The 24,994-nt window shown below is 55.5% G+C and carries 24 protein-coding genes; 10 read left to right on the top strand and 14 right to left on the bottom strand.

All coding sequences use genetic code 11. The annotated features are described in order from the left end of the window. Window positions 1-98 precede the first annotated feature (98 nt). From Q0V31_RS02850 to Q0V31_RS02835, 4 genes are all read right to left on the bottom strand, one after another. Window positions 99-332 (bottom strand): hypothetical protein, encoded by a 234-nt coding sequence (locus Q0V31_RS02850; RefSeq protein ID WP_298184300.1) that lies wholly within the window; start codon window positions 330-332, stop codon window positions 99-101. A gap of 220 nt (window positions 333-552) precedes the next feature. Next, on the bottom strand, window positions 553-1,878 hold the full coding sequence (locus Q0V31_RS02845) for an OprD family porin (RefSeq protein WP_298184297.1): 1,326 nt from the start codon (window positions 1,876-1,878) through the stop codon (window positions 553-555). A gap of 908 nt (window positions 1,879-2,786) precedes the next feature. Continuing rightward, window positions 2,787-3,149 carry a DUF3703 domain-containing protein gene (locus Q0V31_RS02840; RefSeq protein WP_298184295.1) on the bottom strand — a complete coding sequence of 121 codons (363 nt, stop codon included), beginning with the start codon at window positions 3,147-3,149 and terminating at the stop codon, window positions 2,787-2,789. Window positions 3,150-3,165: 16 nt separating this feature from the next. Beyond that, window positions 3,166-5,448 (bottom strand): heavy metal translocating P-type ATPase, encoded by a 2,283-nt coding sequence (locus tag Q0V31_RS02835; protein ID WP_298190889.1) that lies wholly within the window; start codon window positions 5,446-5,448, stop codon window positions 3,166-3,168. 235 nt (window positions 5,449-5,683) lie between these two features. On the opposite strand from Q0V31_RS02835, the gene cadR reads away from it, so the two are divergent. Next, a complete protein-coding gene (cadR, locus tag Q0V31_RS02830; protein WP_298184292.1) occupies window positions 5,684-6,136 on the top strand; it encodes a Cd(II)/Pb(II)-responsive transcriptional regulator in 453 nt (150 codons plus the stop codon). A 298-nt stretch (window positions 6,137-6,434) separates the two neighbouring features. Here the strand turns inward: cadR and Q0V31_RS02825 are convergent, their stop codons facing one another. Together Q0V31_RS02825 and Q0V31_RS02820 are read right to left on the bottom strand one after the other, a co-directional pair. Continuing rightward, the gene (locus tag Q0V31_RS02825; RefSeq protein ID WP_298184290.1) at window positions 6,435-6,803 is read right to left on the bottom strand and encodes a DUF3302 domain-containing protein; all 369 of its coding nucleotides are present in this window, start codon (window positions 6,801-6,803) and stop codon (window positions 6,435-6,437) included. Between the two features lie 132 nt (window positions 6,804-6,935). Continuing rightward, the gene (locus tag Q0V31_RS02820) at window positions 6,936-9,512 is read right to left on the bottom strand and encodes a heavy metal translocating P-type ATPase (RefSeq protein WP_298184288.1); all 2,577 of its coding nucleotides are present in this window, start codon (window positions 9,510-9,512) and stop codon (window positions 6,936-6,938) included. Window positions 9,513-9,799: 287 nt separating this feature from the next. Between Q0V31_RS02820 and Q0V31_RS02815 the strand changes: the two genes are divergently transcribed. From Q0V31_RS02815 to Q0V31_RS02805, 3 genes are all read left to right on the top strand, one after another. Beyond that, window positions 9,800-10,405: a DUF6088 family protein gene (locus tag Q0V31_RS02815; RefSeq protein ID WP_298184286.1), complete on the top strand. Its 606-nt coding sequence runs from the start codon at window positions 9,800-9,802 to the stop codon at window positions 10,403-10,405. Window positions 10,406-10,508: 103 nt separating this feature from the next. Then, window positions 10,509-11,492 (top strand): AAA family ATPase, encoded by a 984-nt coding sequence (locus tag Q0V31_RS02810; RefSeq protein WP_010490707.1) that lies wholly within the window; start codon window positions 10,509-10,511, stop codon window positions 11,490-11,492. Between the two features lie 194 nt (window positions 11,493-11,686). After that, window positions 11,687-13,939: a S8 family peptidase gene (locus tag Q0V31_RS02805; protein ID WP_298184281.1), complete on the top strand. Its 2,253-nt coding sequence runs from the start codon at window positions 11,687-11,689 to the stop codon at window positions 13,937-13,939. A gap of 201 nt (window positions 13,940-14,140) precedes the next feature. Here Q0V31_RS02805 and Q0V31_RS02800 read toward each other — a convergent pair whose 3' ends face one another. From Q0V31_RS02800 to Q0V31_RS02775, 6 genes are all read right to left on the bottom strand, one after another. Then, window positions 14,141-14,341 (bottom strand): heavy-metal-associated domain-containing protein, encoded by a 201-nt coding sequence (locus Q0V31_RS02800; protein WP_298184279.1) that lies wholly within the window; start codon window positions 14,339-14,341, stop codon window positions 14,141-14,143. Window positions 14,342-14,498: 157 nt separating this feature from the next. Continuing rightward, window positions 14,499-16,877 (bottom strand): heavy metal translocating P-type ATPase, encoded by a 2,379-nt coding sequence (locus Q0V31_RS02795; RefSeq protein ID WP_298184277.1) that lies wholly within the window; start codon window positions 16,875-16,877, stop codon window positions 14,499-14,501. Between the two features lie 5 nt (window positions 16,878-16,882). Continuing rightward, on the bottom strand, window positions 16,883-17,128 hold the full coding sequence (locus Q0V31_RS02790) for a DUF2933 domain-containing protein (RefSeq protein WP_298184276.1): 246 nt from the start codon (window positions 17,126-17,128) through the stop codon (window positions 16,883-16,885). A 103-nt stretch (window positions 17,129-17,231) separates the two neighbouring features. After that, window positions 17,232-17,765, bottom strand: coding sequence for a cupredoxin family protein (locus tag Q0V31_RS02785; protein ID WP_298184275.1), 534 nt, complete (start codon window positions 17,763-17,765; stop codon window positions 17,232-17,234). A 145-nt stretch (window positions 17,766-17,910) separates the two neighbouring features. Further along, window positions 17,911-18,468 (bottom strand): plastocyanin/azurin family copper-binding protein, encoded by a 558-nt coding sequence (locus tag Q0V31_RS02780; RefSeq protein ID WP_298184273.1) that lies wholly within the window; start codon window positions 18,466-18,468, stop codon window positions 17,911-17,913. A 162-nt stretch (window positions 18,469-18,630) separates the two neighbouring features. After that, the gene (locus Q0V31_RS02775; protein ID WP_298184271.1) at window positions 18,631-18,990 is read right to left on the bottom strand and encodes a co-regulatory protein PtrA N-terminal domain-containing protein; all 360 of its coding nucleotides are present in this window, start codon (window positions 18,988-18,990) and stop codon (window positions 18,631-18,633) included. 206 nt (window positions 18,991-19,196) lie between these two features. On the opposite strand from Q0V31_RS02775, the gene Q0V31_RS02770 reads away from it, so the two are divergent. From Q0V31_RS02770 to Q0V31_RS02745, 6 genes are all read left to right on the top strand, one after another. Beyond that, a complete protein-coding gene (locus Q0V31_RS02770) occupies window positions 19,197-19,880 on the top strand; it encodes a heavy metal response regulator transcription factor (RefSeq protein ID WP_298184269.1) in 684 nt (227 codons plus the stop codon). Then, a complete protein-coding gene (locus tag Q0V31_RS02765) occupies window positions 19,877-21,253 on the top strand; it encodes a heavy metal sensor histidine kinase (RefSeq protein ID WP_298184267.1) in 1,377 nt (458 codons plus the stop codon). Before Q0V31_RS02770 ends, Q0V31_RS02765 begins: the two co-directional genes overlap by 4 nt. A gap of 10 nt (window positions 21,254-21,263) precedes the next feature. Further along, window positions 21,264-21,461 carry a hypothetical protein gene (locus Q0V31_RS02760; protein WP_298184265.1) on the top strand — a complete coding sequence of 66 codons (198 nt, stop codon included), beginning with the start codon at window positions 21,264-21,266 and terminating at the stop codon, window positions 21,459-21,461. A gap of 9 nt (window positions 21,462-21,470) precedes the next feature. Further along, on the top strand, window positions 21,471-22,205 hold the full coding sequence (locus tag Q0V31_RS02755; RefSeq protein ID WP_298184263.1) for a helix-turn-helix domain-containing protein: 735 nt from the start codon (window positions 21,471-21,473) through the stop codon (window positions 22,203-22,205). 129 nt (window positions 22,206-22,334) lie between these two features. Further along, window positions 22,335-23,192, top strand: a complete 858-nt coding sequence (locus Q0V31_RS02750) for a sterol desaturase family protein (RefSeq protein ID WP_298184260.1) — start codon at window positions 22,335-22,337, stop codon at window positions 23,190-23,192. Between the two features lie 892 nt (window positions 23,193-24,084). Then, on the top strand, window positions 24,085-24,432 hold the full coding sequence (locus Q0V31_RS02745) for a helix-turn-helix transcriptional regulator (protein WP_298184258.1): 348 nt from the start codon (window positions 24,085-24,087) through the stop codon (window positions 24,430-24,432). Here the strand turns inward: Q0V31_RS02745 and Q0V31_RS02740 are convergent. Further along, on the bottom strand, window positions 24,419-24,724 hold the full coding sequence (locus Q0V31_RS02740) for a hypothetical protein (protein ID WP_298184256.1): 306 nt from the start codon (window positions 24,722-24,724) through the stop codon (window positions 24,419-24,421). The two genes, Q0V31_RS02745 and Q0V31_RS02740, sit on opposite strands and share 14 nt — an antisense overlap. A gap of 60 nt (window positions 24,725-24,784) precedes the next feature. Then, window positions 24,785-24,994, bottom strand: coding sequence for a hypothetical protein (locus Q0V31_RS02735; protein ID WP_298184254.1), 210 nt, complete (start codon window positions 24,992-24,994; stop codon window positions 24,785-24,787).

The raw sequence follows: 24,994 nt of genomic DNA, 5'->3' as shown, positions 1-24,994 counted from the left end.
TTTGAATAAAAAAAGCGCCTCGAAGGGCGCTTAGGGTACACCTCTTTCCAAAGGAGCTCGGGAGCTTCTAGAGGTGAACATCGTTCGGAAGTGAGCGGTTATTCAGCTTTAGTTTCGTTATTCATGTCGGTGTTTTCCCGATCTCGGCTGATGGTCTTAACCTTTAACTCATCCGCTGGCCTAGCCGCGGGCTCAGTTCCGTGAATTCGTTTTTGATCTGCTTTGAACTGTGCTTGTCTCTTAATTGAACGGTCGTAGCCGTCTTCTGCATAAGTCTGTACGGATCCGAAAATAAGTACCGATCCAATAGCTAGGGCTTTCAATATGTTCATAAGGCAGGCCTCGTAAAATTCAATTAATAACTTGTCGAGATTTATGGGCAAGCTCTACAGGTTCGAGTGAAGTTTACGGGGGTAAAGCTAACAGCAAGGTGAGCCAAAAATTACATTCTTGAAATATAGTGAGTGATTTTATGGTGTCACTGAAGTTTGGTGCGTTGCCTTGGCATATATAAGCGGGCGGAGCATTGAGAGCCCGCCCGCTCATAGATTTTTAGAGCACGCTCAGTGGGTACTCGACGATCAGGCGAACCTCATCCAGATCCGACTCGTAAGCCGTTGCGCGGGTTGTCATCTGGCGAACGCGGAAGGACATATCTTTCAGCGAGCCAGTTTGTACGACGTACTTGGCTTCGATATTGCGCTCCCAGCGCTTCTGGTCTGTCAGTGGATTGCCATCAGCATCGCGACGCATATACACATTGTTGGCGTCGGAGTAGTCAGCATCTGTACCCAGCGCGTAGCGCGTCATAAAGGTCAGGCCAGGAACGCCATAACTGGCCATATCCAAGTCGTAGCGCAACATCCAGGACTGCTCCTTCGGCGAGTTGAAGTCGCTGTACTGGATGGAGTTGTCCAGGAAGATGGAGTCAGACTGGCGCAGGTAGTCGAAATCGTCGTCGCCGTTGTTGCGCTGGTGCGACAGGGCAACACTGTGTGCACCGAACTGCACGCCCACTTTGCCGCTGTAAATGTCGTTGTCGAACTTACCCAGCAGCTGCTTGCCTTCATCTACAGCCTTGTAGTAGTTCAGGCCGCCGAACAGCGACACTTCCTCAGACAGCTGATGGCTCCAAGACATGCCCGCGTAGTGCTGGTTCCAAGCATCCTTCAGGCGGCTGGAGTAGAGGCTGAACGCCAGATTGTCGTTCAGCGTGTAGTCGCCGCCGAAGTAGGCCGCCCACGGGGCGTTTACACCACCGGCATAGAAAGTGGCGAAGTCTTCATCCATGCCACTCTGTTGCGGCTGACTCATCGCGTGAACACGACCGCCTTGCAAGGTCAGGCCATCGATGCTGTTGTTGACGGCGGTTACACCCTTGAAGCTTTCCGGCAGCAAACGAGAGTCACCGTAGTGAACAACCGGGGTCATGGGAAAAACATCGCCCACTTTGACAACGGTGTCGAGTACGCGGGCTTTTACTGCACCGCCCACTTTTGAATAGTTGTCCTCTGCTTCGCCGTCACTGTTTACAGGAAGTAGGTTAACAGTGCCGCCTGGACCATAACGACCATCACCAGTATCTAGCTTAAGGCCGAGCATGGCGAAGGCGTCAATACCAAAGCCTACAGTGCCTTGGGTGAACCCAGACTCAAACTTACCGATGATCCCGTGAGCCCAAGCCTCAGTGTAACCATTACCAGTATTGCTGGACTGGCCCTTGCGGAAGTCGCGGTTCATGTAAAAATTACGGTTAAGAACATTGAAGCTACTGCCTTCTACAAAACCTTCGGCCTGTTCTTCTGCAGCCGCCATCAGAGGCGCTGCACCGACAATAGCCGAAAATACTGCAAGGGATAGTTTGGCTTTATTACGCATGTATTGCTCCTTTATTGTTGGCAGTTATTAGTGTGATTTTCGCCATGGCGTTCTTATTAGGTATTGCCCTCTCAAGCGCTCTGCGCCTTCGGAGAGCTGAGCCCTATCCTTGCAAGTCGAAGATAACTTGAAGATGATTGGAAAATTACAATTTTGTAATCTTCGTGAGGTGGTAATAAACTTGTGTCTGAGCGACATTTTTGTATAGCTTTCGGCGGGGATATTGCGCCGGTCTTGGGCGTAGTCACCACTGCTGGGCAGGGCTACTAGAGTGCGGGGAGTGGTTGACTCATCGTGATGATGTGCAGCTTATAGCTAGCCTGCTGCCTGGGGTGTTAATTGCCAAAGCACGATCGCCGCTGATTCAGCGCTTGCTGTGAGTTGGACGAGCATGCGCCAAGTACCGAGCGGGGTCTGGTTACTACTGGGGCTGAGTGCTTTCGTAGTTAAAGCCATTAGCCGCCAAGGTTGCCCAGCGCCCCTGACGGTGGGCGTAGAAAAAAGCGCGCAAAAAACCACACGAAAGGGGTGAGGATGCCTGCCTCGATAGTCACTCGATCCCGGTATAGCGTTCCACCACTGGCCTCTTGCACCGTAATCAGGTGATCCCACCTGCGAATAAGAGGGCTTTAGCCGTTGTCTCTAAGCATGAACGTGTCAGCGTTTTCCGCCTGGCGGTAGGTGATCACAATCGCCTGACGCCCGATGGGAAGTACGCCGAGTAGTTTTAAGTCTGGCCCAGTTAGTATCCTCACCCCAGGTCGTAGGAAATTCTGTGGAGCGCAGCGGGATAAAGCTCAGTAGTGGTGATGCTACCTGACGAAGCAGGCGTTGCGTGTGTACCTCGGCGATCACTTCAGCAGGTGAGCAAGGAAGCTGGGTAGCGAGATCAATTTGCATGAGCGTAATCACCGGCTGGGTGGATTCGGGTCGTCGTTTGCAAGCAAGATCTGCAGTTCTTCAGGAACCGGCATTGGCCTGAAGGCGCTGATCCTGGAGCGGCCTGTATTGCCGATGGGCACCCAGATTTTGGAAAACAGCAGGGCCGCGACAATACGCGGTAGTTGCCCTGCAACCTCGCGATAATCGCCAACCTGCCAGCCGAGTGTGAGCATCAGCCAATGTGACCTAGCATGCATTACGGGGTGGCGTTGGGTCAGGATGTGCGCGCGCTCCAGCCAGTGAAAGGCATCTGCACTGCGCTTCTCCTGCATGGCTTGCTCGGCCTGTTGAAAAGCTTGTTCAATCGCGAGTTGCAATGCTGCTTTCATTTCCAACCCTCCTTCCCTACTTTTTAAGTAAGCGTAGGCCGTTGAACACCACCAGTAAGCTCACGCCCATATCTGCAAAGACAGCCATCCACATGGTGGCTTGCCCCGTGAGGGTAATGACGAGAAACAGGGCTTTGATCCCCAGCGCCAACACGATGTTCTGCTTGAGGATGGCGGCGGTTTGTTGCGACAGGCGGATAAAGGTCGGGATCTTGCGCAGGTCGTCATCCATCAATGCTACATCCGCTGTCTCAATGGCCGTGTCCGTGCCGGCGGCGGCCATGGCGAAACCAATTTCCGATTTCGCTAATGCCGGTGCATCGTTGATGCCATCACCGACCATGCCGACGACGTAACCGCGCGCTTGCAATGCTTCAATAGCTTGCAGTTTGTCGACCGGCAGGAGGTTGCCGCGCGCCTCGTCGATGCCTACCTGCTTAGCAATAGCCTCTGCGGTGTGCGGGTTATCGCCTGTCAACATCGTGGTCTTCACCCCAAGCGCGTGAAGCTCCTCAATTGCCTCGCGACTGGAGTCCTTCACGGTGTCAGCCACGGCGAACATGGCTATGGCGCGCTGGGGGTTGCACAGGACTACCACCGTTTTGCCTTGGCGTTCGAGGCGTTCCAGCGTCGCTTCCAGCTCTGGAGAACAGAGGCCAAGCTCTTCCACCAGCCTGTGGTTACCTAGGTGAAAGTCCGTACCCTCAATGGAGCCTCGAACGCCTCGCCCCGCTAGGGCTTCGAATCCATCAACAGTGGCAAACGTCAGCCCATTCTCAGTGGCATGCTTGGCTATCGCTTGCGAGACCGGGTGGTCAGACCGGCTGGCGAGGCTGGCGGCATGTTTGCGGTAGGCTTCTGAGTCCTGCTCAGTCAATGGCATGTAATCGGTCTGTACCGGTTTGCCGTGAGTGATAGTCCCAGTCTTGTCTAGGGCCAGGAAACCAAGCTTGCCGCCGGACTCTAGGTAAACCCCACCTTTGATCAAGATGCCTTTACGTGCAGCGGCAGCCAGGCCACTGACAATGGTTACCGGCGTCGAGATAACCAAAGCGCAAGGGCAGGCGACTACCAGCAGTACCAGAGCGCGATAGATCCAGTCGTACCAGGGCGCGGCCATAAACAGTGGCGGCACAATCGCTATAGCCAGAGCGAACAGGAATACTACGGGGGTGTACACCTTGGCGAATTGATCAACAAAACGTTGGGTCGGGGCGCGCGAGCCCTGCGCTTCCTCAACCGCATGGATGATGCGGGCCAGTGTGGTGTTGGCTGCAGCTGCCAAGACCCGGTATTCCAGCGAGCCGGCTTCGTTGATGGTTCCAGCAAAAACCGGATCGCCAATGGTTTTCTCTACGGGCAAGCTCTCCCCGGTGATGGGCGCTTGATTGATGGTGGAGTTGCCGGCAGTTACTTCGCCATCGAGGCCAATGCGCTCGCCAGGACGAACCCTGACCAGCGCGCCCACTGCGATGGTTTTAACCTCGACCTCAAGCCATGTGCCGTCGGCCTGCTGCACCGTGGCGCTTTCTGGGGTTAGATCCATCAGACCACGGATGGCATTGCGCGCCCGGTCCAGCGATTTCGCTTCGATCAGCTCGGCGACAGCAAAGAGGAACATGACCATTGCTGCTTCTGGCCATTGCCCAATCAGCACCGCACCGGTCACCGCGATGCTCATTAGCGCATTGATGTTCAGGTTACGGTTCTTCAGGGCGATCCAACCCTTTTTATAGGTGGTCAGGCCGCATAGAAGAATGGCGAGCAGTGCCACTCCAGCCACTACCCACTCGGGCGCAAGTTCGGCAAAGTGGATCACCTCAGCCGATACGGCGGCCACGCCCGATAGCGCCAAGGGCCACCAGGCCTTCTTGCGAGGGGCTTCTTGCGAATCCTCGTTTGAGGTGGCTGATCCCTCAACCATTGGACTGAAACCAAGGTCGCGAATAGCTGCCAGTGCTGTAGGTAGAGCATCCGCTGTGTGGTGAAGTGTTAGCACACGCTGGAGCAGGTTGAACTCCAGCGCGCTGATGCCAGGCATCGAAGATAGCTTGTCACGGATCAGCTGTTCTTCCGTTGGGCAGTCCATCTGTTCGATTTTGATGCGGGTTTGCCCTTCAACGGATAGCGGTTCTGCCTGCATGCCCAAAGATGAAATCGCCGCTTCGATGGGCGCGGTCGACGGCAAGCTGTGCCATACCCCGAGAATGCGGTTAATCAGGTTGAATTCGAGCTTATCTACGCCTGCGAGCTTACTCAGCTTGTCCTGAATCAACGTCTGTTCGGTAGGGCAGTCCATTTGTTCAATGCGAAAGCTGGTGAGCCTTGAGCTGGCCATGGCGTTTACCGTTCTGGTTGCAGTGGAGGCGCACTTAATCGCTTCGCCGGGGTCACAGCTGGCATCCTTTGAAATTGCTTCAGGTTTGTGTTCGTCGCCGCAGCAACCAGTCATGGGGGTATCCTCATTGATCAGTGTCGTAGAGTGGACACCCTGAAGCCACTACAGGGTCAAGCGTTTGCAGAAGAGGTATTGCATGAAAATTGGAGAGCTGGCCAAGCTTGCTGATTGTCAGGTCGAAACGGTTCGTTACTACGAGCGTGAAGGACTGTTGCCGACCCCGGCCCGCAGTGAGGGTAATTACCGCCTGTACAGTAGTGAGCATCTAGTGAGGCTTACATTCATCCGTAATTGCCGAACACTGGATATGACTCTGGACGAGATCAGAAGCTTACTGGCGCTGATGGACAGTCCGGAGGAAAGCTGTGAGGGTGTGAATAGCTTAGTGGATGAGCACATTGATCATGTGCAAGCACGCGTGAACAGCCTAATTGCGCTGCAACAACAGCTGGTTGAGTTACGACATCGATGCGTTTCTAAGCAGGGCATGGATAAATGTGGAATCCTGCAGAAGCTTACGGTCAGTGGTGGGGTCAGAAATCTTCCAGATCATGGCCAAACACATGTTGGAAAAAGCCACAGCCATTAGCCTTAATGGTGGCCTAGTGATAGCTGCGCTGGCTCGATTAAAAGTCCAGTAGCTACTTGTGTTGTGTTGCCGCTCGTTGCCGCCAGCCTATTTGCCACTATGTCGGCTCAGGATGCGAAAACAGCCGAAGTGAAATGTTTTGGTGTTAGTGGCTGAAAAGGCCAAAACGATGGCATGACTGCAAAGTATGCCTCTAAAGACCAGGGTTTCAACTTGACGGCTCAGATAAATGCGACGAAGTTGGCGACAGCATCAGCGAGTGAGCACGGCTCACCTCTAACCATGATTAGTCGTACTACTAGCCAGGCTCTCTTACTTGCACTACTGCTTTATTTGGATGAGCCAGCCTGATCTGCTGCTCCAGCACGTCAACCTGCTCTTGCAGCGCTAACAGTCTATCTGTCAGATCATCATCGGCAGCAACGCTGCTCTTCAAGCCCTCCCCCCAACCTCGATCCTCTCGGTACAAGGTTGCCCATATCCACAGAAACGGCCAGATAACATTTAATGTGAGCAGGCTGATCCAGCCCGCCACATGGATAGTATCTTGGTGGGGATGGTTACGGTGTTTTGCTATTTCATAGGGGATGTCATGAATGACAATAACGCCATAAAAAAGGACGAGAGCAGTGAATATCAAAATACCGAGGGAGGTGTATTCCAGCATGAGTACTGCTCTCCATTCAGAACGAAGTTAACTCGCTTGCACTACCGACGCCGAGTTGACGCGTCTCCCCAGCACAGTAAGCACCAACAATAGCAACAGTCCGATTAATCAGGCAGTTATAGCTTCTGGTTTCTAGGATAAACGATTATTCAGTGTGTCTGTCTTGTCCGATTTCGGGCCGCTAATAGGCATATCGATACGAGGCTCAACCACCATAGGTGCCCGGAAGCGTTTGAGTCGGAGCGCGTTGCCGAGAACGAAGACGCTAGAGAACGCCATTGCGGCAGCAGCGAAGATTGGCGAAAGCAGCGTGCCGTTCACCGGGTAGAGCGCACCCGCCGCGACTGGGATAAGCACAGCGTTGTAGGCGAAGGCCCAGAACAGGTTTTGCTTGATGTTGCTGATCGTCGCCTTGCTTAGGGCGATTGCATTTGGCACGCCGCGCAGGTCACCCGACATCAGCACCACGTCAGCCGCTTCAATCGCAACATCGGTTCCAGTGCCGATGGCGAGCCCAACGTCGGCTTCGGCTAGCGCCGGTGCGTCGTTGATACCGTCGCCGACGAAGGCGACCCGTGCACCGTTACTGCGGAACTTCTTCAGCGCTGCGACCTTCCCGTCGGGCAAGACCTCGGCAGCGACTTCATCAATGCCTAGCTGCTTGGCGATTGCAGCGGCTGTAGCTGCGTTGTCGCCGGTGATCATCGCGACTTTGAGTCCGAGCGCGTGCAGCGCCTTGATCGCCGCGGGCGTCGTTTCCTTGATCGGGTCGGCGACCGCGATAACCGCTGCCAAGCGGCCGTCTATCGCAGCATAGAGCGGGCTCTTGCCTTGCTCGCCTAAGCGCTGGGCGGTCGGCAGGAAGCCCGACACGTCAAGACCGAGCTGCTTCATGAACCGGTCCGCGCCGACGGCGACAGTCCGACCGGCGACCTTGGCCGATACGCCGAAGCCCGGTGTTGCGTCGAAGTGCTCGATGGGGGCGAGCGCGATGTCCAGCAGCTTTGCGGCTGCGACGATCGCTTCGGCGATCGGATGCTCGGAGCGGGTCTCGATCGCCGCCACGAGAGCCAGAACTTCGTTGTATTCGAAGCCCTCGGCGGGAACGAGATCGGTCAGCTCGGGGCGTCCTTTGGTCAGCGTGCCGGTCTTGTCGAGCGCGATCACGCTCACATCGCGCAGCGCCTGCAAGGCTTCGCCCTTGCGGAAGAGAATGCCGATCTCGGCCGCGCGGCCCGTGCCGACCATGATCGAGGTCGGCGTGGCTAGGCCCATGGCGCAAGGACAGGCGATGATGAGAACCGCGACCGCATTCACTAGCGCGAAGGTAAGGGCCGGTTCCGGACCCAAGATCAGCCAGAATAGGAAGGTCAGCGCCGCCGCTGCCATCACCGCCGGGACAAACCACATGGTCACCTTGTCGACCAGCGCCTGGATCGGCAGCTTGGAACCCTGCGCTTCCTCGACGAGGCGGATGATCTGCGCGAGCACCGTGCTCGCGCCGACCTTGGTGACGCGGAAACTGAAAGCGCCCGTTTTGTTGATCGTGCCGCCCACGACCTCGGCTCCCGCCCCCTTGGATACAGGCACCGGCTCGCCAGTGATCATGCTCTCGTCAACATAAGAGGTGCCCTCGACGACTTCGCCGTCGACCGGAACCTTCTCGCCCGGACGAACGAGCACGACATCACCAGTCATTACCTGATCGAGCGCAATCTCGATCGTCTCGCCGTTGCGCTCGACGCGCGCGGTCTTGGCTTGAAGTCCAACGAGCCGCTTGATTGCTTGCGAGGTTCGCCCCTTGGCGCGAGCCTCCAGCGTGCGTCCGAGCAGGATCAAAGTCACGATGACCACGGCGGCTTCGAAATAGACGTTGGCGGTACCTTGCGGGAGCAATTTGGGTGTGAAGGTCGCGACCACCGAATAGCCGTAAGCCGCCGCAGTGCCGAGCGAAACCAGCGAGTTCATGTCGGGGGCACCGCGCAGCAACGCCGGCACGCCCTTGTGGAAGAAGCGCAAGCCCGGCCCGAACAGTACAAGGCTGGCCAGCGCGAACTGGACATACCAGTTCGTCTGCTGCCCCATGACGCCCATCACCCAATGGTGCATGGCGGGAATGAGGTGAGAGCCCATCTCAAGGATGAATACTGGCAAGGTGAGGACTGATGCCACAAGCAAGGCCAGCCGCAGTTCCCGTGCCTCGCTCTCACGACGCTCGGCGTGCTGATCGCTAGCAGTCGCCGTTTCGGCGGACAAGCGGCGGGACTTGTAACCCGCCTGCTCGACCGCAGCTTCAAGGTCGGTCGTGGATACGACCCCAGCAAGGTGGCGCACCCGCGCGCGCTCGGTTGCCAGATTGACAGTGGCTTCGAGCACGCCAGGGATTTTTACGAGCGCCTTCTCAACCCGGCCCACACACGACGCGCAGGTCATGTCCTCGATCGCGAGCTCAGTGGTCTCTTCGCGAACGGTGTAGCCGGCGCTCTTGATGGCGCGCACAGCCGCCTGCGGATCGGCCAAGCTGGTGAGCGTGATGTCGGCGCGCTCGGTGGCCAGATTGACCACAGCCGTCTGCACGCCGGGGACCTCCTTCAGCGCGCGTTCTACACGGCCGACACACGAGGCACACGTCATCCCTTCGACCGGTAGGCTCAGGCGAGAGACCGAGGGCAAGGATGGATTGACGCTTTTTTGGGCAACGGAAGCCATTGAGTTATCCCTTGGATGTTTCTGTTGAAGGGAAGTCTCAAGCTTCCCCGCATGGGAAGGTCAAGGCCTCTAAGTGATTTATTTCACGCGAAAGTTCGAACTGCCGCATTAGCCTGCGCGCACATTTCGCCTGCGCGCCGTCGCAGCGTTCAGCGCGACCTAGGACACCGGTAGCTCAATGAGAAAGAGCAGGCCAGCTAAGCCCTGGAGACAGTAGACGAGCGGCTGTTGATCAAATGTCAGATATATAATTAAATATCTGACATTAATAGGAGCCGAGTTTTCATATGCGATCGATTCCGCAAGCGATCTTGCAGCGCAGCCAATCCCTCGACGAGGGCGGAGTGCTCGCGCCCAAGGAGTTTCTTCATCTTGGTAGTCGTGCTGCGATTGATCAGGCGTTTTGTCGCTTGGCTAAAGCAGGGCAATTGATGCGGATCGCGCGTGGTACTTACGTTGCGCCGGTGCGCGCCAATAGCCGTACCAGAGTCCCGTCGACAGAGTCATTGGTGAAATCAATCGCCGCACAGGGCAAGCAGTGCATTTCGCCCGACGGTGCACGGACCGCAAAAGCAATGGGGTTGACGCGAGCGGCTTCGACGAGAGATGTGTACCTCACTACAGGGCGCAGTAAGCGGTTGGCAATCGGCTCACGGACAATTCACCTCCAGCACGCGCCATACTGGCTGTTTTCCTTGGGGGCGACACCAGCCGGGGATGCGCTCAGAGCAATGGCCTGGGTGGGCAAAGAACAGGCGGAAGGTTCGGCCCAGAAAATGCGCAGACGCTTAGCAAAAGCGGAGTGGGAAAGTCTGAGTTCGGTTCGTGCGAGCCTCCCCAGCTGGATGGCCGCCGCCCTTGGCAAGGCCTCGATGCAAGATGAAATGCGCTGAATTCAGCTCAGATACTGATCGTCGATACAAATAAAGTTGACGCATTCAAGGCCATAAGCGGGTCTTAACGATTAAACTAATTCCTACGGGAAGGTAGAAAACCATGGCTAGCGGCGAACAACTGAAAGCGCTTTTGCGCTCGCATATCAAGGGAGATGACACGCACTTCCTAGCCGTTGCTATGCAGATGGCGGCCCATGAGGCTAAGCAGGGGCACGGAAAGCTTGCAGAAGATCTGCGGGCCCTAATTGATTCGGCCAAGAAAAATCGCCTGCCCTCCGGCCAACCGGTGCCTATCGGCCAGCCTCGCGGTGAACTGAGCAACTTGCTTTCAGTAGCTCTTCCGAAAACTCGCTTTTCGGAAATGATTCTGGACGAGGCTACTCATGCCCGCCTCGGAAGAATCATCAATGAGCAGCGCAACTTCGAGAAGATTCGTGCCCACGGCCTCTCACCTCGCCGCAAGCTGCTTTTGGTAGGGCCACCTGGTACAGGCAAGACCATGACCGCCTCGGCGCTTGCCGGCGAACTCGGCATTCCGCTGTATATCGTTCGCCTTGATAGCCTCATCACCAAATACATGGGTGAGACCGCCGCTAAGTTGCGCCAGATTTTCGATGCTATCCGCGATACCCGCGGCATCTACTTCTTCGACGAGTTTGATGCCATTGGCTCTCAGCGTGGTCTTGCCAACGATGTAGGCGAAATCCGTCGCGTCCTGAACAGCTTTCTGCAGATGATCGAGCAGGACCAATCCAATAGCCTGATCATTGCTGCCACCAACCACCCTGAGATTCTTGACTACGCCTTGTTCCGGCGCTTCGATGATGTTATCGAATACGGGCTGCCCAATCAGGAACAGACCAAGGCTGTGCTCAAGAATCGACTAGCGAATTTTTCAAAGTCGATTCGCAGTTGGGACAAACTCTGCAAAGTCGCAGAGGGGCTCAGCCACGCAGAACTAGCGAGGGCAGCAGACGACGCGATCAAGGACACGATCATTCATGATCGTACCGAGATGGCAGTCAAGGACGTGGAAAGACACCTCGAAGAACGGAAGACTTTCCACGGGAGACGGCACTCCTAACGTAGTAGAGCATTTAGATGACGGAATCGATCAACGGACAACGGCCTCATTTTCACCTCCAGGGACAGGGACTACCCGAACGGTTCCGATCTACAGCATCAGCATCAGCAACACGAGACCCCCGCTACCCCACGCCAAACCGAGGGGCTCATGGCGGAAAACTACTCGCTCAACTCCAGCATGTCAGCGTCCAGATGGCCTCTGCAGTGCAGTTGCAGCGCGAAGCATCGGAAAGGCAATTGTTACAAGGAGGCAGGCCTGAAGGTGGATATGGCCTGCAAATAGAATTTCGCAGTGAGCCTGGTTACGCGCTTGCATTCGAAGGACTTGCCCGAGGCGCTCAGCGCATCGAGCTTATGAACCTGCGTCATGACCCCGCCACGAATACTGACTTCGCCACTGTGTTCGTTCCAGATGGTCAGCTCAAAGCCTTTGAGAACCTCGTAAGGCAGTACCTAGAGGCAGAAACCTCCAAAGGAAGTCCGCGCAACGCTCCGCTCCTGAATCCAATCCAAGAAATCCGAGTCGCAGCTTTCAACGCTCTGTGGACTGATGATCCCGCAGTGTTGCCGCTAGATGAAAACGAAACCATTTGGTGGGAATTCTGGCTCCCTATCAGGGAAGGCCGTGAAGCAGTGCTGAACCGCTTTACGTCGGTTGCCGAAGCATGTGGTTTTCATACCTCTGAAAAAGTGCTGAAGTTTCCTGAGCGGACAGTCCTCAACGTCTACGCCTCGCGAGCAGCTATCACTCAGTCACTCTTGTTGCTCAATGAAGTCGCCGAGATTCGTAGAGCCAAGGACACCGCCGAGTTTTTTGATGCCCTTGCGCCGCAAGAACAAAGAGAATGGGTCGAGAACCTGCTTGAACGAACCACACACGCAGGGGAAGACAGCATCCGCGTCTGCCTTCTGGATACTGGTGTCAATCGGGGTCACCCGCTCTTAGCTCAACACATAGGCGCGGATGACCTATATACAGTCGATTCCAATTGGGGTCTTGCGGACACGACGGGCCATGGTACGGAGCTAGCTGGAATCGCACTTTATGGTGATTTGTTTGACCCTCTTAGTGGACAAGGCCCCATTTCGATCGAGCACCGCCTTGAGTCGGTAAAACTGCTCCCTGCCGCCCAGGGAAATCAAAAGGAGCCCTACGGCGCACTGATGATCGACGCTGTAACCCAACCGGATACTGCCAAGCCAGAAGTGCGCCGTGTCTACAGCATGGCGATCACCAGTCTCGATTACCGAGATCGTGGCCGCCCTTCAGCATGGTCAGCCGCAGTTGATGAGCTTGCATCCGACGTATTGGGGGAGAGAGCCAACCCTCGGCTGATCGTCGTGTCTGCCGGTAATGCTGACAAGAACCAGGCCACCCTCTACCCGCATAACACCACCACAGACGGAATTCATGATCCGGCACAGGCCTGGAATGCGCTGTGCGTAGGTGCTTACACCCAAAAAGCCACTATCGACCCTCCCAATCCTGGATTGCGCCCGATCGCTGCCGCAGGCAGCCTAAGCCCATACAGCACGACTTCTGGGACCTGGACCAACTCGGCCTGGCCCTTGAAACCCGATGTAGTGTTCGAGGGAGGCAACCTGGCCACAGATGGGCAGACAGCGTACACCGAGCCCTGCCTATCCCTCGTAACCACTGCCCACGAACCAGAGCGGCGGCTGTTGACGACGACCAGCGCCACCAGTGCAGCATCCGCGCTGGCCGCTCGCATGGCAGCACAAGTAACGACGAATTACCCACAGTTCTGGCCCGAAACTGTACGGGCCCTAATCGTGCACTCGGCTGAGTGGCCTGATCGTATGCGACAGGATTTCCTTGCTGCTGGCACTAAGGCCGGCTACGAAAATCTGGTTAAGCACTGCGGCTTTGGCGTACCAGACCTGAGTCGTGCCCTGTGGAGTGCCGGCGACTCCTTGACCATGATTGTCGAGGACCATCTGAGGCCGTTCATGAGGCAGGGCACCAAGCCGCCCACGGCGCGGGACATGCATCTTCATCTGCTTCCCTGGCCGCAGGAGGAGCTGCTCAACCTAGGCAATATCGAGGTTGAAATGCGAGTGACACTTTCCTACTTCGTAGAGCCAAATCCCGGCATAGCCGAACGCGGTATCAAAGGGCGCTATCGCTACGAGTCGCATGGCTTACGCTTTGATGTCAGCCGCCCAAACGAAGACCGAGACCAGTTCCGCCAGCGCATCAACAAGCGTGCACGGGATGAGGAGGAAGGTGGTTACCAGGGCGGTGGCTCAGATCCGAATTGGTTGCTCGGTACCCAGACTCGGCATCGAGGCTCACTCCACTCGGACATCTGGCGAGGCACTGCAGCCGAACTAGCAGGGCGGGGAATGCTTGGTATCTATCCCGCTCTGGGGTGGTGGAAAACTCTTGTTAAGCAGCAGCGATATGACGACACCGTTAGGTAGAGTTTGGTGGTGTCGATCAAAACTCAGCAAACGGACGTTGACCTCTACGCAGCAGTGGAAAATCTGATCGAAGCACAGACAGCGGTACTGGTCTGACATCAAGAGTTTCAAATGAGGTCATGGCCCCGAAGCCATGACCTCAGCGTCGCAAAAGCTCGGATTAAGGGCGTCAAATGGTGTCGATCACAACCCAGTCGGCTTTTAGGCGCTGATCTGTGCGGCATAACCCAGGTCTTGAATCACCTTGCGGATAGATTCCGCAGGTTCTTGGCTGTCTACCGATACCTTACCGGCAGCCCGGTCAACTTCCACTTTTGCGTCTTCATCTACCGCCTGAATTGCCTTTGTGATCTTGCTAACGCAACTGCCACAACCCATTCCTGATACCTGTAGAACGAACATAAATTACCTCGTTGGTTAGGCGGCATAGATGCCGTAACCTGAGCATCAACCTTGACACGATGGTAAGGTCAAGCCTGTTTTTTAGCGTTGGTCGATGTTCTTTCGGAGTTGATGGAATTGCCGGCACCTGTCGACTGGTTTTAGATCCATGCTCATTTCAGTCGATGCGGATTTTCCGCAGCCTCAATGCATTGAATACAACCGATGCCGAGCTGACGCTCATGGCCAAAGCCGCAATCATGGGTGATAGCAGGTGACCGGTCAGGGGGTAGAACAACCCTGCCGCGAGTGGTATGCCCATTGCGTTGTAGATGAAGGCAAAGGCCAGGTTCTGGCGCATATTTTTCACCGTGGCTACGGACAAGGTTCTTGCCCGTAAGATGCCCATCAGATCACCTTTGACCAAGGTCACCTGAGCACTGTTCATGGCCACGTCAGTACCGGTTCCCATCGCGATACCGACATCGGCACGGGCCAGTGCGGGGGCATCGTTGATGCCGTCGCCAGCCATAGCCACTCGGCGGCCGTAGCTCTGCAGGTCGGCCACCAGCTTTTCCTTGTCCTGAGGTTTAACCTCGCCATGGACTTCTTCGATACCCAGTTCCTTGGCCACAGCTCTTGCGGTCGTGAGCCCATCACCGGTGGCCATGATGACTTTCACATCGACCTCTTGAAGCCGGATGACTGCTTGCTTGGCGGTCGGTTTGATCGGGTCAGAGACAGCCAGCAGCCCTGCCAGTACGCCATCTACCGCCAAGTAAATAATGCTGATGCCCTCCAGTCGAAGTTGCTCTGCACGGTTGCGCAGAGGGGTGACATCTACTCCGGCCTCTTCCATCAGCGCCGTATTACCCAGTTGAAGTTGTCGACCGTCCACGTGGCCACGCACACCAATGCCTGAGCCCGACTCGAAAGAACCCGGTTTGGCCAATTCAACGCCTTGTGCGCGGGCGTGGTCAACGATTGCATGGGCCAGCGGATGCTCGCTGCCTTGATCGAGGCTTGCAGCCAAGCGCAGCACCTCGTCCGGCGCGAACTGACCGCTACCCTCAGCGCTATGAAATACAGGCCGTCCCTCGGTCAGCGTGCCGGTCTTGTCGACGATCAGCGTATCGATCTTGCACAGGTTCTCTATGGCACTGGCATCGCGGAACAAGACGCCACTGGTGGCAGCTTTGCCGGTCGAGACCATCACCGACATGGGGGTCGCCAAGCCCAGTGCGCAAGGGCAGGCAATGATTAGTACGGCAACCGCGTTGATCAGGCCGAATACCCAGCCCGACTCCGGGCCGAACAAGCCCCAGCCGAAGAACGTGAGGATCGCGATGGCGATCACGCCGAGCACGAAATAGCCCGCGACTGCATCGGCCATGCGCTGCATGGGGGCCTTGGAGCGCTGCGCCCGGGCGACCATCTGCACGATCTGGGACAGCATGGTATCGGCCCCCACCTTCTCCGCCTGCATGACCAGGCTACCGTGGGTATTCATAGTTGCGCCGATCAGCGGATCGCCAACGCGCTTGGTTACCGGTAGCGGTTCGCCGGTCAGCATGGCCTCATCGACGGCGCTCTCACCTTCGAGAACGGTTCCGTCCACTGGGACTTTCTCACCGGGACGTACTCGCAGATGGTCGCCCAGGTGCACATGGGTCAACGGCACATCTTCTTCCTGGCCGTCAGGGTTGATGCGCCGCGCGGTTTTAGGGGCCAGGCCCAATAGCGATTTAATGGCGGCTGAGGTTTGTGAGCGGGCCTTGAGTTCGAGCATCTGGCCCAATAGCGTCAGCGAGATGATCACTGCCGCAGCCTCGAAGTAGACGCCAATACGTCCGTCCTGGAAGAACGCTTGGGGAAACAGCTGTGGGGCAAGGGTCGCTGCAACGCTGTATAGGTAGGCTGCCGCTGTGCCCAGGCCAATCAGTGTCCACATATTTGGGCTGCGATGGCGGATCGAATCGATGCCTCGGGCAAAGAATACCCAGCCGCCCCAGAGCGTCACAGGCGTCGCCAAGGCAAGCTCAACCCAGTTCTGCGTTGCACCATGGAATAGCGTTAATGAGTGGCCGGCCATCGCCAAGACCGTGACGATAATCGTGAGCGGGAGTGTCCACCAGAATCGCTGGGTGAAATCCTGGAGCTCTGAACTCTCCTCTTCCTCCAGCTCCGGAATCACTGCCTCCAAGGTCATGCCGCAGATGGGGCAATTACCAGGTCTTGGCTGGCGTATTTCCGGATGCATCGGGCAGGTGTATTCTGCAGCCCCTGTGGCACCTGGTGAGGGCGGCGCAGCTTCATGATGCTGATGTTCCGCATGCTGGGGAGGCTTCACATAGCGGCTAGGTGCTGCCCTGAACTTTTCCTGGCATTTCGCGCTGCAGAAGCGGTGTGTCTGACCTTCGTGGTTCTCACTAAATGGGCTGTCTGGCTTGACGGCCATGCCGCACACCGGATCGTGCTGGCCCCCATGTTGGTCTTCCTGATGCTTGGAATGGTCATGGTCATGGTCATGGTCAAGATGGCACGAGGTGGTGTGCATAGTGCTTACTTCCGGTTGTCGTCCTTGGGGGTATCGGCACCATCCTGATGGGAGTGCCCACCATGGTTGTGGCCGAACATGTGCATCAGTGGGCACAGCAGTAGAATCAAGTAAGGCAGTGCCTGAGACAGGTGGCCAAAATGCTCGCGGGCCACATAAAACACGCCGATGACGGCCAGCATGATCAGCGCAATGCCAATTTTGCTTTTCCAAAATGGCAATTCAGAGCCTGGGCGGTGGGAGTGGTCCATAGCTCGGTCCTCGTTTGAGTTGAGGCGGTACTGGTGGGATAGCAAATGATAATAGTCTCTACTGCGCTCAGGCGATTGACCTGTATCAATCCAAACTCAACGATTAGCGTACGTTCACTTTGCCGACCATCCCCGATTGGTAATGACCTGGGATGTTGCAGGCGAACTCAAGGCCCGTTGCCTTGGTAAAGGCCCATACCAGTTCTTCAGTGGCTCCCGGCTCGATCAAGACGCTGTTTGGATCGTCGTGTTTCATGCCGACCATCTTCATCCCGCCCATGGCGTGATCCATGTTGCTCATGTCCTGTGCGCCCGTTGGGGAAAGTGTGCCGTTCTGAAACATTGCGGCCATTTCTTTTTGATGGGCGGCATGTGCAGCTGCCATGCCCAGGTTGAATTCATGCAGCAGCGAGCCCTCATTCTTGAGCACGAAGCGGACGGTTTCTCCCGCTGTGATATCAATACTCTTCGGTTCGAAGAAGATATCGCCCATCTTGATTTCGATGGTGCGATCAGCTTGCTTGGCGTCTCCTGGTTGGCCTATAGCGCTTTTACTATGGCTCGGGTTAGCCATGGCAGCAGAGGCCGAGAAAACCAGGGTTGTGGCGAGAAAAAATGAAGTTAGTTTGGTTTTCATAATGAATCTCTGAAATGGAGTTGTTGGGCACAATATCGATGCTAACCAGGCAATGCTGTCAGTTGGCTTACGCGAAAACTACAAACTCGAAAGATGTACTGAAGTCAGGTGCGGCCTAGCTTTTGCTGGGCCGCTGGTTATTGAGTCAGCGAAGTACGAACTCACCGACCATCCCCGCTTGATAATGTCCAGGGAGGGTGCAGGCGAAGTTGAGGTTGGCCGAGTCGCTGAAGGTCCAGACAAACTCCTTGGTAGTTCCGGGCTCAACAAGTATGGCGTTAGGGTCATCATGTGCTGCTTCAACGACTTCAGGGATACCCGGTGGGTTGGAGTCTCCTAGGCCCGACCGTTCATGCCAGACGATGGACTTTGCTTTGCCTGTTGGCGTCAGTGTGCCGTCTTTGAACAAGGCTGCCATTTCGCGTTGATGATTCAGTTGCGATACGGCTTTACCGATATTGAATTCGTGCATCAGCGCTCCTTCATTCTTCAACACGAAGCGGACAGTTTCGCCAGGCCTCACATCGATAGATTTCTGGCCGTAGCTGATGTCATCCATCTTGATGAAAACGGTACGCGTAGAGGGGGTCGCTTGGGTCTGCTGGTCAATGTTGGGTGCACTGCTGGAAGTTTGCGCAGAGGCTTGAGTTACAGCTACGAAGAGAAGTGCTGTGACCAAAAGTTGTGACGGTGAACGTTTCATGATGAGACCTCATTGAGGTGGTTGGAAATCTCATGCTATTCCCCGCATCCTGCCGGGGGGCTTACCCCAAAACTACAAATTAGTAAGCTTGAAAAAATGCGGCACCGTCGAGGCGCCGCTAGGCCAAAGGAGCAATCATGAAGGCCTTGAAGATGGGAATTCTTAAGGGTGGCACTCTTTATCAGCCATCATGAGCTTGTGCTCACGAATCATTTGCGCGAGGACGTCATCAACCAGTTTGTCGTGTCGCTCCATCCATGCGAGATGTTCTTCAGTGGTAATACCTGGATCCGGGTGCTGACTGTGGAGCTGACTCATCATGTCGCCTAGCATCCCCATGTGCTCTTTCATGTGCACATGGCGCTCGCTTGCCGGGGCTTTTTCCGCCTGAATCAGTACCGCTTCAGCTTTGTCGCGCATATCCTCCATGCGCTCGAAGAGGCGGTCACCCCCACCCTCGGCCCAAACAACGGAAGAAAGTAGAAGTGAACCAACCAGAATTAAAGGCTTAAGCAATTTCATTGGGCAGTCTCCTCAGTTAAAACTGTGGCGGCTCTCGGCGTCGTTATGCACTCGAGGGCCAAGAGCACAACCTAGTGCTCATGCCTGCACCCTAGACAAGTCATCCTTACAGATACATGAGGCTAGGATTACATTTTCGTCAGCTTGTGGTTGGGAGGGGGATTTGACTGCACACTCAGGCTACTCAAAATTTGGGAACAGCCCGCATGAAACTTCTGGTCGCTGAAGACGAGCCAAAAACAGGCACTTACCTGCAACAGGGCCTCACAGAGGCTGGATTCAACGTCGACCGTGTTATGACGGGAACGGATGCGCTTCAGCATGCACTGAGCGAAGCCTATGACCTGTTGATTCTGGACGTGATGATGCCTGGCCTAGATGGCTGGGAAGTCCTGCGGATGGTTCGTGCTGCAGGCAAGGATGTGCCGGTACTATTTTTGACGGCCCGTGACGGTGTTGAAGATCGCGTGAAAGGCTTAGAACTGGGGGCGGACGACTACCTAGTCAAGCCATTCGCCTTTTCTGAGTTGTTAGCGCGCGTCAGAACATTACTGCGGCGCGGCAATAGTTCGCCCACGCAGACCACCATGAAAATAGCCGACCTTGAAGTTGATCTGCTTAAGCGGCGTGCCGTGCGCAGTGGCAAGCGAATTGACCTGACCGCGAAGGAGTTCGCGTTACTGGAACTACTGCTGCGCCGCCGCGGCGAAGTCCTTCCCAAGTCGTTGATCGCTTCTCAGGTATGGGACATGAATTTTGACAGCGACACCAATGTGATCGAGGTGGCTATCCGACGCTTGCGGGCGAAAATTGACGATGATTTTGAATTGAAGCTGATTCATACCTCACGTGGTATGGGTTATATGCTCGATGCACCGGAGTCTGAATGACGCATCTGTCGCTGACCGCACGTATGAGTTTGATGTTTATGCTTGCGGTTATTGCAGTCCTCACGGTGGCCGGCCTGGGCTTCAATCATTTTAGCCGGCATCATTTTATGATGCTCGACCAGCAGACGCTGGACGAGAAGCTTGAGTCGACCCAGGCAATCCTGAGCAACGCCCGCAGTCATGCAGACCTTGAAGGAGTGCTGCCTCAGCTAAAAGCGCTGTTAGGAGCCCACCACGATTTAGCGGCAATCATCCTGGCAAACGACGGTACGGTACTTTTTGCCGAGCCACAGCTGTTCAATGTTCCCGAGAAGTACCGCTTCAACCGTGACTACGGTATGTGGGAGTGGGAGCAAAATGGGCACAAGTACCGAGGTATGACTGCGCCGGTATCAACAGAGGATGAACCCGCGTTCCTAACGGTTTTGCTGATTCTCGATGTGACCAACCACGTGCATTTCTTTGAAACGTTGCAGCGGTGGTTCTGGATCGGTCTAGTAATTAGCGCACTGGTCAGCGCTGCGTTGGGCTGGGTGGTCGCGCGTAGTGGATTGAGACCCCTGCGACAGGTTACTCAGGTTGCAACGTCTATGTCGGCAAGGTCACTGAAAGAGCGTATCCCACTGGGGCCCGTCCCCCTTGAGCTTCAGCAGTTGGTGACTTCGTTTAATGCGATGCTTGCCAGACTTGACGACGCATTTGTTCGGCTCTCAAATTTCTCTGCCGATATCGCTCATGAGTTACGCACACCTCTTAGCAACCTGATGACGCATACCGAGGTGGTACTTACCCAAAAACGCAATCTCGAAGCTTATGAAGAGAATCTCTACTCAAATTTAGACGATCTGAAACGTATGTCGCGAATGATCGATGACATGCTGTTCCTGGCAAAATCGGACAACGGCTTGATCATTCCTCAGCAAAAGCGTATTGAGCTCAGCGAGGTAGCCACCAAGCTGATTGAGTACTACCACCTGTTAGCAGACGAGCAAGGCATCCAGTTGGTTGTGACCGGCACTGGCAGCGTGCTGGGTGACAAGCTGATGCTGGATCGGGCGATCTCGAACTTGTTGTCCAATGCTCTGCGCTATACACCTGCCGGACAGACGATATTAGTAACGGTCAAGTCGACCGCAAGTGCTGTCACGCTCACCATCGCGAACCCAGGTGAAACCATCAAACCGGAGCACCTGGATAAGCTTTTCGACCGGTTCTATCGAGTAGACCCGGCGCGTCGTGAAGGCAGTCCGAGCAATGCTGGGCTTGGCTTGGCCATTACTCGATCCATCGTTGAGTCCCACAAAGGAAAGATCTGGTGCACCTCCTGCGACGGAACCACAGCCTTCCACATGGAATTTCCCCAGCAGCCATAATAGGGGCATCATGACCAAAGACGAGTTGAGAGCTGAACTTGAGCGACAAGCACAAAGCTTTGTCGCCACCACGGGTGGTGAAATTTTGTTGTACGCCGCTCAGCGCAAGCCTGACCGCCAGCCCTGGCGCAAGAAGCCGAACCTGTTGGATGAGGCTTTTCAAGCCGAAATTCGCAAAATCGAACAGCAGCACGACACAAAAGTCTGAGGGGCTCAAATGGCCATTTCCGAAGGTGTCTGCTGGCGTGGAAAAGCTTGGGTGTCCCCAGGGCTAGGGATTTTCTTGGGGTACACCGGCAGCCATGAGCGGCATAGCCACATGGCGCACCAAGTGACCATTGGCCTTGGCGGCCAAGTAACGGTGCGAGCGCAGAGTCAGGCGCTTACTGCACCGGCCATCTGCATAAAGGCCGGCACACTGCATCAGATTGAAGGCGATGAAGTGCTTTCGATCTACCTCGATGCGCTGTCAGAAGAGGCCCGTGCCATGAACTGTATAGCGGCTGCCCAGCTGGTCTCGATCCCGGCAGGTAATACGTCGGCCATCGAGCAGCTACTTGAAACGCCGGAGTTACCTGCTCAACTGGTTCGCGAGGAGGTCAGGCGGTTGCTGGGTCTGAAAATGCCGCAGGCGGCTGATCCGCGTATGCGGGCTGTGCTTCAGGCGCTTGAGGAGCGGCAAGATGATCGGGCGCGACTGGCCGAGCTTGTGCATCTGTCGCCCACCCGTTTCTCTCATTGGTTTGTCGAGCAAACCGGCCTTCCACTGCGTAGCTATCGCAAATGGAGTCGGCTGGTCGTAGCGCTACGGTTCGTATCTGTCGGCCATAACCTGACAGCTGCCGCCCATGCCGCTGGATTTGCCGACGCAGCCCATTTTTCACGTTCGTTTCGTGCGCTGTTTGGGCTCGACCCCTCTTCAGCGCTCGGTCATGTGAGGCTAAGAAGCTGATATTCATTTCAACCGGGATATTTTTGCTGATGCGGTTTGCGTATCCGCATCCTAAGTGATCAGCTCCTTCGTTCAAGCCTGTAGCAGGCGAACAGTTCAAAGTGAAACCTACTGCATGGAGGGTTCACAATGGGCAGCACGTCGAGGTTTTTGCTTCGCTGGTTTAGTTATCCGGCGATTTTCGGTGGTATATCGGCAGTGATGATCTGGCTGCTCTATCAAGGCATTCCTTACTGGCCAAGTACAGCCATACTGGCAGCCGTGGGCGTCGGCTGCGTAGCTGGCCTGGAGCGACTCCAGCCTTTCCGGCAGGACTGGCTCAGCGATCACGATGACACCCTGACGGACTTTATTCACCTTGTCGTGAATTTATCGGTCATCCAGTTCACTGCCGCTGTTCTATCTCGCGTGGGGGATCTTGTGCCTGCTGAGCTGAGTGGGTTTCCTACCGGGCTGCCTCTCTGGTTACAACTGCTCATCGTGGCAGCTATCTTGGACCTGAGTTTGTATGCCATGCACCGCCTGAGCCATCACGTCCCCTGGCTGTGGCACCTACACGAGCCTCATCATAGCGCTGAGCGGCTCTACTGGATGAATGGAGAGCGTCGGCATCCTCTTCATGCCGCAATCATGGCCGGCCCTGGATTGCTCGTACTTTTCGCGATGGGCACGCCATCAGAATTGGTGGCAGCCTGGTTTGGGATACTTACAGTGCATTTGGCTTTCCAGCATTCCAATGTGGACTACTCGCTAGGATTGTTGCGGCGCATTATCGGCGTGGCTGAAACGCATCGCTGGCATCACAAGCGTGACTTTGAGGATGCCCAGGTTAATTTCGGTGAGTTCCTGCTGGTGTGGGATCTGCTCTTCAAAACCTTCTACGACAGTGCCAAGCAACCTAGTAGTAATGATGTCGGCCTGCGTGATCGTCGTTACCCCTCGGGATATGTAGATCAGTTGGCTGAACCATTCAGAGGTAACACTTAGAGTTACACGTGGTGATTCATTCATCGATTTTGGTCGGAAGGGTTCGCTAGCTGTCTAGCTAATTTGATTATCCAAGTGCTTGCATGTGCATCACAGATATAACTGCATTGCACTGCAGAGATTAAACTTACCGCAGTAATCTAAGTTATGCTGTTTTTTATCGAGCTTGCATTTCGTTTCGTAGAAATTTCTTCGCGGGATGAACGCTTACACGAGGCTTAGGTCAGTACCTTGAGTTTGCCGGCTTAGGAAATATATGGTCTGGTTGAAGTGCCCAAGAATGCGATTTGTCGTTTGAGTTCTGAGTCGCGCTATATATTTAGTCCTGACGATGCTGATGCCTTTAGTAAGCTTTACTAAATAGTGAGTTATCTCTTTAAGGCCAAGTATACGGTGATGACAGGCATGGCGTCGGTTCTAGTGCTCTGAAAAAAACGTAGGGAAAAGAAAAACCATTAACCAGTGCGGTCAGCCCATGGGCAGCCCGCACTGGATGACGGCAGAGCGGATATCCGCTTAATAGTACTCGTTACGGCAACCGCCCTTCGCTACACCAGTCTTGCCACTCAGTAAGCTGCTCGCTCACGATCATCGCATCCTCGCCCATATCTTCGTGGAAGGCGCTAATCCAAGCGTCAAGGCAGTTTTCATTAGTGGCTCCTGAGTTGTTTTCGCGTTGCTAATCGTTGCGGTTGAGGACATTTCCTTCATTTTGAATTTTCCTTTTGTGTTGGTACTTGCGCTGACGCGCTGTTCTTCATCTGCAGTTCCTCATTAGGGGAACTGAAAAGGACTTCAGGCCTTATCAACCTTTTGAGGTGAGTTTCGGTTCGTAAAGTCATTCATGTCAACGGGGTGGTGTTCGACCATTTGAGTTGACTTGGAGGGTGGGATGCCAAAAATCGATTCGAAGCAGTTAGCGACACTCGTTGGCCAGGCGATTGCTCGACAGCGTGTTCGCTGTGACCTGAGCCAGGAGCAGGTTGCCGAGAAGCTTGAGATTGGCAGTGAAGCGGTGTCGCGCATCGAGCGTGGGATCGTGATGCCCAACGTCGAGCGTCTGGTGGAGTTGGCAGCGATCTTTAACTGCGACGCGGCCGAGTTATTGACCGAGGGCAGCACGCGCCCGGAGGATCAGACGCGTCGACTGCAGGGGCTGCTGTCCACGCTGAACGTGGGTGATCGTGCGCTGGTACTGGAAGTAGTGGAGCGTCTGGTGGAACGCCTCAGCCGGGGCTAAGGCCCTCCTGACTTTCTGCTGTCTCATCAAACAAAGCGCCGCAGCGCAGGCACAGGCAGTCGAAGCCGGCGAAGTGAAACCGCGCGACATCCTCTGCCGCCTTCCGGGCCTCAGGGTAAGCAGGTTCGACTGCTGCCAGTCCGCTGAGGAGGTCGGCATGGCCGCTCCCTTTATGCGTGCGCTGAGCCCCCTTTATCGCGCCATTGAACAGCCCGACCAGTAGGGTCAGTCCTTTGGCTGCGTCCCGTGTCAGTACCGCCCGAGATTCGCAGATCAAACACTGTCTGTTCATCGTAATGCTCCCTATCGAGTTGAGGCGGCCAGTGCTTGTCTGGCTGCTCAGGGGTAGTGATTATTTTGGTGGTGCAGTGGTGGGTTTTGCCGTTGCTTTCCCTGGTGCCAATACCTTCACCAGGCGGCAGAAAATCCAGCTCGCCAGCAGCACAGCGATCAGCAGCGGCGGAAAGCGCACCATCAGGATCACCAGCAGCAGAAGGGCCAGGCAGCCGGCGAGGATGCCGGCAAACATGAAAACGGCAGCAAAGATCCGCAGTAGCTTCAT

This window comes from uncultured Pseudomonas sp., assembly GCF_943846705.1.
Classification (GTDB): domain Bacteria; phylum Pseudomonadota; class Gammaproteobacteria; order Pseudomonadales; family Pseudomonadaceae; genus Aquipseudomonas.
The sequence above is the reverse complement of the archived record's forward strand: the minus strand, read 5'-3'. Positions and strand labels throughout refer to the sequence as shown.

What these genes read in the sequence shown, in the direction of transcription:
- Q0V31_RS02850 (WP_298184300.1), bottom strand. Translation starts at nt 332, where the DNA reads ATGAACATATTGAAAGCCCTAGCTATTGGATCGGTACTTATTTTCGGA.
- Q0V31_RS02845 (WP_298184297.1), bottom strand. Translation starts at nt 1,878, where the DNA reads ATGCGTAATAAAGCCAAACTATCCCTTGCAGTATTTTCGGCTATTGTC.
- Q0V31_RS02840 (WP_298184295.1), bottom strand. Translation starts at nt 3,149, where the DNA reads ATGAAAGCAGCATTGCAACTCGCGATTGAACAAGCTTTTCAACAGGCC.
- Q0V31_RS02835 (WP_298190889.1), bottom strand. Translation starts at nt 5,448, where the DNA reads ATGGACTGCCCTACCGAACAGACGTTGATTCAGGACAAGCTGAGTAAG.
- cadR (WP_298184292.1), top strand. Translation starts at nt 5,684, where the DNA reads ATGAAAATTGGAGAGCTGGCCAAGCTTGCTGATTGTCAGGTCGAAACG.
- Q0V31_RS02825 (WP_298184290.1), bottom strand. Translation starts at nt 6,803, where the DNA reads ATGCTGGAATACACCTCCCTCGGTATTTTGATATTCACTGCTCTCGTC.
- Q0V31_RS02820 (WP_298184288.1), bottom strand. Translation starts at nt 9,512, where the DNA reads ATGGCTTCCGTTGCCCAAAAAAGCGTCAATCCATCCTTGCCCTCGGTC.
- Q0V31_RS02815 (WP_298184286.1), top strand. Translation starts at nt 9,800, where the DNA reads ATGCGATCGATTCCGCAAGCGATCTTGCAGCGCAGCCAATCCCTCGAC.
- Q0V31_RS02810 (WP_010490707.1), top strand. Translation starts at nt 10,509, where the DNA reads ATGGCTAGCGGCGAACAACTGAAAGCGCTTTTGCGCTCGCATATCAAG.
- Q0V31_RS02805 (WP_298184281.1), top strand. Translation starts at nt 11,687, where the DNA reads ATGGCCTCTGCAGTGCAGTTGCAGCGCGAAGCATCGGAAAGGCAATTG.
- Q0V31_RS02800 (WP_298184279.1), bottom strand. Translation starts at nt 14,341, where the DNA reads ATGTTCGTTCTACAGGTATCAGGAATGGGTTGTGGCAGTTGCGTTAGC.
- Q0V31_RS02795 (WP_298184277.1), bottom strand. Translation starts at nt 16,877, where the DNA reads ATGCACACCACCTCGTGCCATCTTGACCATGACCATGACCATGACCAT.
- Q0V31_RS02790 (WP_298184276.1), bottom strand. Translation starts at nt 17,128, where the DNA reads ATGGACCACTCCCACCGCCCAGGCTCTGAATTGCCATTTTGGAAAAGC.
- Q0V31_RS02785 (WP_298184275.1), bottom strand. Translation starts at nt 17,765, where the DNA reads ATGAAAACCAAACTAACTTCATTTTTTCTCGCCACAACCCTGGTTTTC.
- Q0V31_RS02780 (WP_298184273.1), bottom strand. Translation starts at nt 18,468, where the DNA reads ATGAAACGTTCACCGTCACAACTTTTGGTCACAGCACTTCTCTTCGTA.
- Q0V31_RS02775 (WP_298184271.1), bottom strand. Translation starts at nt 18,990, where the DNA reads ATGAAATTGCTTAAGCCTTTAATTCTGGTTGGTTCACTTCTACTTTCT.
- Q0V31_RS02770 (WP_298184269.1), top strand. Translation starts at nt 19,197, where the DNA reads ATGAAACTTCTGGTCGCTGAAGACGAGCCAAAAACAGGCACTTACCTG.
- Q0V31_RS02765 (WP_298184267.1), top strand. Translation starts at nt 19,877, where the DNA reads ATGACGCATCTGTCGCTGACCGCACGTATGAGTTTGATGTTTATGCTT.
- Q0V31_RS02760 (WP_298184265.1), top strand. Translation starts at nt 21,264, where the DNA reads ATGACCAAAGACGAGTTGAGAGCTGAACTTGAGCGACAAGCACAAAGC.
- Q0V31_RS02755 (WP_298184263.1), top strand. Translation starts at nt 21,471, where the DNA reads ATGGCCATTTCCGAAGGTGTCTGCTGGCGTGGAAAAGCTTGGGTGTCC.
- Q0V31_RS02750 (WP_298184260.1), top strand. Translation starts at nt 22,335, where the DNA reads ATGGGCAGCACGTCGAGGTTTTTGCTTCGCTGGTTTAGTTATCCGGCG.
- Q0V31_RS02745 (WP_298184258.1), top strand. Translation starts at nt 24,085, where the DNA reads ATGCCAAAAATCGATTCGAAGCAGTTAGCGACACTCGTTGGCCAGGCG.
- Q0V31_RS02740 (WP_298184256.1), bottom strand. Translation starts at nt 24,724, where the DNA reads ATGAACAGACAGTGTTTGATCTGCGAATCTCGGGCGGTACTGACACGG.
- Q0V31_RS02735 (WP_298184254.1), bottom strand. Translation starts at nt 24,994, where the DNA reads ATGAAGCTACTGCGGATCTTTGCTGCCGTTTTCATGTTTGCCGGCATC.